The organism is Halobacterium sp. CBA1126, assembly GCF_009741975.1.
Taxonomy (GTDB): Archaea; Halobacteriota; Halobacteria; order Halobacteriales; family Halobacteriaceae; genus Halobacterium.
Genome location: NZ_WPCF01000133.1, coordinates 1 through 5,851, shown reverse-complemented (window position 1 = coordinate 5,851; position 5,851 = coordinate 1). Strand labels below are relative to the sequence as shown.

Genomic DNA, 5,851 nt, shown 5'->3' with positions numbered 1-5,851 from the left:
GTCGACGTCCGCGAGGTGGTCGTGGTAGCGCTCGGCTTCGGCGTAGCTCGGGAAGAAGAACAGGCAGTTCCCGGGCGTGAAGTTCACGGCGTCGCGGAGCGCGCCCGCGACCTCCCGCTGGGTGTCGGGGTCCTCGCGGTTCGAGGAGAACAGCGGCTCCGTGTCCACCGCGAACGTCCGCCGGCGCTCCTCGGGGAACTGGAGGCCGAACGCCATCGTCTTCGGGTCCTCGAGGCCGAGGACGTCCGCGGTGACGTCGAACGGCCGGAGCGTCGCGCTCATCAGCACGCTGGCGTGGACGGCGTCGAAGAGGTCCGTCGTCACGTCCCGCGGGATGCAGGTGTACAGCTCGGCGCGGCCGTAGACGTCGCCGGAGCCCTCGTCGCGGCGCACCGCCGCGGTCGGGTACTGGCCGAGCTGGCCGCTGTCCTCGACGTACGTCTCCACGAACTCCGCGGCGTCGAGGACGAAACACTCGCGGCGCGTGGTCGTCTCGCCGTTCCGGTAGGCCTCGTCGTACTCGTCGTCGAGGTACTCGCCGAGCGCGAGCGCGTCGTCGACGTCCTCCTTGATGCCGGGGCCGGTGTACTGCTGGAGGAACGCGAGCGTGAGGTCGTCGCGCCTGTCGTCGTTCGCGACGGGGACGTCCGTCCAGTTGCCGTCGACCTCCGAGCGCGCGAGCGCCCGGTCGCCGCCCGGACCGAACGCGTCCTCGTACGTCTCGACGAGCGCGTCCCGGAACGCCGACAGCACGCGCTCGGCCGCCTCGCCCCGGTCGTCGGCCACTTCCTCCAGCTCGGAGAGCGCGCTGTCGAGGGTGTTCTCCGTGAGCGTCTCGGTGGCGTGCTCGCGGGCGGCGTCCTCGACGTTGTGCGCCTCGTCGAACACCACCACCACGTCCTCGGGGTCCCGCCCCAGCCAGCGGAAGAACTGCGCGCGGATGCCGGGGTCGAGGAGGTGGTGGTAGTTGCAGACCGCGAGGTCGACGCCCTCGATGCCGTCCTTCAGGAGCTCGTACCCGCAGAGCCCGGCCTCCTCGGCGTAGTCGTAGATGTCCTCGGGGGTGCGGACGCCGTCGTAGAGCCACTCGTAGAACTCGTCGTTGTCCCCGACGAGGTTCTCGTAGTAGCGCTCGCAGACGTTCCCCTCCCGGAGGTCCTCGAGCTCGTCCTCCACGTCCTCGAGTTCCTCCAGGACGGCTTCGCGGGCTTCCGCCGCCTCGCCGTCGCCGTCCCGGCTCTCCTCGAGTAAGGCCTCCTGGCGCTCCTCGAGCTGGCGCTTGTCGCGTTCGGCGTCGACGAGTTCGTGGGTGTTGTCCCGGAGGACCTGGCACTCCTCGTAGTCGACGTCGATGTGGCACATCGACCCCTTCCCCTTGAAGACGACCGCGCGCAGCGGCGCGGCGTCGTGGATCTCGCGGGCCTCGCGGACGAACTGCCGCATCTGCTGGTGGACGTTCGTCGTGATGACCACCGTCTTGTTCGTCTCGCGGGCGTGTGCTAGTGCCGGCGCGAGCGCCGCGAGCGTCTTCCCGGTGCCGCAGGCGCCCTCGAAGAGGACGTCCCGGCCGCCGTCGAGGGCGTCCCGGATGCCGTCCATCGCCTCCCGCTGGTTGTCGTACGGCGAGGCTTTCGGGAAGAACTCGAGGTAGTCGGGGGCGTCACTAGCGGCCACGTTGGGGGCTGTTTCGGCGCCACCGCGTATAAACGTCCGGCTCCCAGCGGAACTGTTCCCGGCGCGGGGCCGCCCCGGACAGGTTTAGGCACACCAAAACGTATATTCGTGGTAGGGTCCGTACGGGGTAGTGATGGCAGTCACGCAGGACCGCGAGGACGACGCGCCGGCCGCCGGCGAGGGCGTCGCGGCGTTCCAGTCCTCGCCGACCCGAACGGTGTTCACCGAGTCGGACAACCCCGACGGCTGGATCTCCACCGACGAGACCGTCCCCGTCGAGCGATAACCGTCCTTCTGCGCTCTCTATTCGCCGGGAAGCGCCGCTGTCGGAGCGCCGGCAGCGCGCGGAAAAACGGTGGGTCGCGTTACTCGTTGACGACCAGCGTGTCGTCCTCGAGGTAGTGCTCGACGTGGTGGGCGTCCTCCTCGACCTGCACGAGGTTCTCGCGGAGGATCTCGGCGGTCGCGTGGTCGCCGAGGTTCTGCATCAGGTCGACGTGCTCGCGCAGCGTCTCGATGATGTCGCCGTACATCTCGAGGTCGTTCTGCAGCGAGGTGCGGATGTCGTAGACGTCCTCGTCCTCAGGTTCGACCGGCGCCTCGGCCTCGAGGGTGGCGCCGCTGGCGTGCGGGACGCCGCCCAGCGCCTGCGCGCGCTCGGCGAGCTCGTCCGCGAACTCCTCGGCGTGGTCGGCGGCGTCGCCGAGGAAGAGGTGGAGGTCGCGGAACTCCGCGCCCTCGACGTTCCAGTGGTGCTTCTTGAGCTGGTGGTAGAGCACGTACGTCGCGGCGAGGTCCGCGTTCAGCGCGTCGATTACCTGTTCGGCCTTCTCCTCGTCGATGCGAAGGCCGTCGGAGCCTTCGACGTCGCCGGCGTGTTTCAGCACGTGCTTCTGAGTGCTCATGGCGTTCTCCAGTTGGACGGCCTGCCACTTAAAGGTTTACCCAGTGGGAAAATATATTTTGCAGACCCGAAAAGAGAGTTCCCGAATACGCAGAGCTACCGGTCGGTCTCGGGCTCGACGTACACCTTCGTGATGGCCGGGTTCGCCGCGCGGAGCTCGTCCTCGAGGCTCGTGATGGCGCCGTCCAGTTCCTCGGTGTCCAGCGCCGGGTCGAAGGCCACGTCCGCGGTCACGAGCACGTCGTTCGGCCCGAAGTACACCGAGCGGAAGCCCACGAGCGCCTCGACTTCCGCGCGCGCCTCGACGACGCGCCGCAGGTCCGCCTCGTCGCCCGGCGGGAGGCTCTCCCCGAGCAGCAGGCGCTTGTTCTCCCACGCCAGCGCCGCCGCGAACGCCATCAACAGCAGCCCGATGAGCAGCGCCGCCGCCGCGTCGTAGACATGGTTGCCCGTCTGCTCGGTGAGGAAGATGCCCACCAGCGCGAGCCCCAGCCCGAGCAGCGCGACGGTGTCCTCGGTCAGCGCGGTCAGGGTCGTCGTGTCGCTCGTGCGGCGGAACGCCTCCCGGAAGCCGCTCCAGCCGTGGCGCTCGATCTGGCGCTGCATCTCCGCGTACGCCTTCGCGAACGCGTACGTCTCGAAGCCGATGCCCGCCACGAGCACGGTGTAGCTCGCCCACACGCCCGGGAACTCGTAGCCGAACAGCTCCGCCTGCCGGCCGAGCACGCGCCCGTGGCCCGTCAGCGCCTCGAGGCCGTGGCTCGCGGACTCCCAGCCCGCGATGCCGAACAGCATCACGCTGACGAGAAACGAGTAGAAGAACTGCGCCTTCCCGTAGCCGAACGGGTGCGAGCGCGTCCGGTCGCGGCCGCCGTACCGCAGCCCGACGAGCAGGAACACCTGGTTGCCCGTGTCGGAGACGGAGTGGTACACTTCCGAGAGCATCGCCGGGCTCCCGGTGACGAGGAAGGCGAGGAACTTCGACACCGCGATCGCGCCGTTCGCGAACAGCGCGGCGAGCACGACTGACTTGCTTCCGGCCATCCGGACGTGTTTCGCGGGCCGACACATAGGTATTCGCCCGGCCCCAAGGCGGGGGCGTGCCAGCGTACCAACCGGGCGCGTGCAACATCGGCCCCGCGGAGCGCCGCAAACGCTACCTGACCGGCGTCGCCGGGTTCGCCGCGACCGCCCTGCTCGTCGCTGCAGTCGCGACGCTGCACGCCGACCGCGCGTGGCTGCTCGCCGCCGTCGCGCCGCTGTTCGTCGGCTTCCTCGGCGTGCTGCAGGCCCGCAAGCGGTTCTGCGTCGGGTTCGCGATGGCGGGCGTCTACGACGTCAGCGCGGACGGCGGGGACCGCGAGTCGGCGCCGGCGGCCGGCCAGCGCGCCGACCGCAAGCGCGCCATCGTCCTCTCCGTGCAGGCGCTCGCCGCGGCGACCGCGACCGGCTCGCGCTGTACGTCGCCGCCGGCGCGCTCGCGTAACCCAACAGTCACGGCGGCGCGGCGGCTACGCCCGGGCATGCTCGCCGTTCTCTCCGACACCCACAGCACGGACGGCCACGACCTCCGCGGCCGCGCGCTCGACGCGGTCCGGGAGGCCGACCGCGTGGTCCACGCCGGCGACTTCACCACCGAGACCGCCCTCGACGCGTTCTACGACGCGAGCGAGCAGCTGTTCGCGGTCCACGGCAACGCCGACGAGCCCGCCGTCCGCGACCGCCTCCCCGAAGCGCGGACGCTGGAAGCGGCCGGCATCCGGGTCGCGGTCACGCACCGCCAGCGCGGCGGCACCACCGGGCTCGCGTTCTTCGGGCGCGAGCGCGGCGCGGATCTCGTGGTGTCGGGACACACCCACCAGCCGACGGTGACGGAAACGGAGGACGTGACGGTGCTGAATCCGGGGAGTCACGCCGACCCGCGCGGCAACCCCGCCGCGCACGCCGAGTTGCACCCCGAGAACGGGGGCGTGCGCGGCGAAATCCGGGACCGCAGCGGGAGCGTGCTCCGGGAGTTCCGGGTGGAGGGCCGGTAGCGTCAGCGGGGAGCAGGCCGGGGCAGCCTGTACTACGCCGTAGCCCCGCTACTATCAAATAGCCGACGTAGGCTCAAACCGCGATTTTACCATCCGCTACCGCGCGTACCACGCGACGCCGACGAGCGCCAGCACGAGCAGGCCGCCGAGGAAGAACAGCGCGCCAGCGGGCAGCGACGCGGCGGCGTCGGCGGCGGCCGCGGGCTGGTCGCTCTCCGCGACGAGCGCCGACACCTCGCCGGTCGTCTCCACGCCGCTCCCGGCGGTGCCGGGCGCCTGCAGGCCGGAGCCGACGAGCCGCTGGACGAGCAGGCTCGCGACGCCCAGCAGCCCGACCGCGCCGAGGAGGTTCGCGAGCGCCGACCGCACGGACTTGCTCTCCTCCTCGTCGCCCGCGAACAACACCACGGGCGCGTCGGCGGGCGCGTAGACGCTCATCTCGCGGCCCTTCGCGGAGTAGCGCGTGTCGCACTCCTCGACGAGGTCGGCGTCCTCGAGCTTCTCGAGGTGGTACTGGGCGTTCTGGAGGGAGGTCTCGCACTCCTCGGCGAGCTCGGAGGGGGTCGCGGGCGCGTCGTGGAGGGCGCCGTAGAGGTCGCGGGCGGTCCCCGAGGAGAGCGCGGACAGCAGTCGGTCGGCGTCCTCGGAGTCGACGCCGACCACGCGGGGCTCGCCCTCGGGGTCGTCGGGCTCCGAGCGGGAGGGCAGCAGGCCGGACATGGGCGGCGCTTCGAGTCGGAGTGCTATCAGTTTTTCCTGACACGTCCGGCCGCAGCGCGTCCGTGGGTCCCAGTCGTTCGCTCCGCTCCATCCTCCGACCCACGCTCGCGGGGGAAACGACTAATGTCCGCGGCGCGAACGCCGACGCATGGTGGAACTCGGGCTCGCGTTCTACGTCCTCGCCGCGGTGTTCCTGTTGTTCGTGTTCTTCCTGTTCATGTTCCTCCGGCGCACGCTCACCGGCTTCAAGGAGGGGTTCCAGAGCGGGAAGCGCGGCAACGACTAGAGCGCGCGCTCGACGGCGGCGACGGCGTCCGCGACGTCGGCCTCCGTGTCCGCGACGAGGAGGTCGTGGAGGGTGACGTCCACGTCGGCGAGGCCCGCGTGGAACAGCAGGTTCGCCATCCCCGTGTCCGCGTCGACGACCGTGACGTCGTAGTCGTCGGCGAGCGCCATCCCGAGCGCGAGCGTGCTCGTCGTCTTCCCGGTGCCGCCCTTCCCGCTGGCGACGGCGAAC

General features: G+C 70.7%; 7 protein-coding genes and 1 pseudogene. 3 read left to right on the top strand and 5 right to left on the bottom strand.

Translation table 11 applies throughout. The features are described 5' to 3' along the window. A partial coding sequence (locus GJ634_RS13705; protein ID WP_331714183.1) for an ATP-dependent DNA helicase occupies positions 1–1,674 on the bottom strand: 1,674 nt, incomplete at its 3' end. 133 nt (positions 1,675–1,807) lie between these two features. On the opposite strand from GJ634_RS13705, the gene GJ634_RS15645 reads away from it, so the two are divergent. Next, the gene (locus GJ634_RS15645) at positions 1,808–1,960 is read left to right on the top strand and encodes a hypothetical protein (RefSeq protein WP_197425535.1); all 153 of its coding nucleotides are present in this window, start codon (positions 1,808–1,810) and stop codon (positions 1,958–1,960) included. A 79-nt stretch (positions 1,961–2,039) separates the two neighbouring features. Here GJ634_RS15645 and dpsA read toward each other — a convergent pair whose 3' ends face one another. Further along, complete coding sequence (dpsA, locus tag GJ634_RS13700) at positions 2,040–2,579, bottom strand: DNA starvation/stationary phase protection protein DpsA (RefSeq protein ID WP_157503435.1); 540 nt, start codon at positions 2,577–2,579, stop codon at positions 2,040–2,042. Positions 2,580–2,674: 95 nt separating this feature from the next. Further along, on the bottom strand, positions 2,675–3,622 hold the full coding sequence (locus GJ634_RS13695; RefSeq protein WP_157503434.1) for a cation diffusion facilitator family transporter: 948 nt from the start codon (positions 3,620–3,622) through the stop codon (positions 2,675–2,677). Between the two features lie 479 nt (positions 3,623–4,101). On the opposite strand from GJ634_RS13695, the gene GJ634_RS17025 reads away from it, so the two are divergent. Then, on the top strand, positions 4,102–4,614 hold the full coding sequence (locus tag GJ634_RS17025) for a metallophosphoesterase (protein ID WP_157503436.1): 513 nt from the start codon (positions 4,102–4,104) through the stop codon (positions 4,612–4,614). Positions 4,615–4,710: 96 nt separating this feature from the next. Here GJ634_RS17025 and GJ634_RS13685 read toward each other — a convergent pair whose 3' ends face one another. Next, positions 4,711–5,334 carry a helix-turn-helix domain-containing protein gene (locus GJ634_RS13685; protein ID WP_157503433.1) on the bottom strand — a complete coding sequence of 208 codons (624 nt, stop codon included), beginning with the start codon at positions 5,332–5,334 and terminating at the stop codon, positions 4,711–4,713. 148 nt (positions 5,335–5,482) lie between these two features. On the opposite strand from GJ634_RS13685, the gene GJ634_RS15640 reads away from it, so the two are divergent. Beyond that, positions 5,483–5,620 carry a hypothetical protein gene (locus GJ634_RS15640; RefSeq protein WP_197425534.1) on the top strand — a complete coding sequence of 46 codons (138 nt, stop codon included), beginning with the start codon at positions 5,483–5,485 and terminating at the stop codon, positions 5,618–5,620. Positions 5,621–5,640: 20 nt separating this feature from the next. On the opposite strand, the pseudogene GJ634_RS13680 reads toward GJ634_RS15640, so the two are convergent. Then, positions 5,641–5,851, bottom strand: a pseudogene (locus GJ634_RS13680) (AAA family ATPase); the annotation flags it as partial.

Bases quoted from the DNA above. Each gene is read 5' to 3' on its own strand.
- GJ634_RS13695 (WP_157503434.1), bottom strand. From the start codon at position 3,622: ATGGCCGGAAGCAAGTCAGTCGTGCTCGCCGCGCTGTTCGCGAACGGC.
- dpsA (WP_157503435.1), bottom strand. From the start codon at position 2,579: ATGAGCACTCAGAAGCACGTGCTGAAACACGCCGGCGACGTCGAAGGC.
- GJ634_RS15640 (WP_197425534.1), top strand. From the start codon at position 5,483: ATGGTGGAACTCGGGCTCGCGTTCTACGTCCTCGCCGCGGTGTTCCTG.
- GJ634_RS13685 (WP_157503433.1), bottom strand. From the start codon at position 5,334: ATGTCCGGCCTGCTGCCCTCCCGCTCGGAGCCCGACGACCCCGAGGGC.
- GJ634_RS17025 (WP_157503436.1), top strand. From the start codon at position 4,102: ATGCTCGCCGTTCTCTCCGACACCCACAGCACGGACGGCCACGACCTC.
- GJ634_RS15645 (WP_197425535.1), top strand. From the start codon at position 1,808: ATGGCAGTCACGCAGGACCGCGAGGACGACGCGCCGGCCGCCGGCGAG.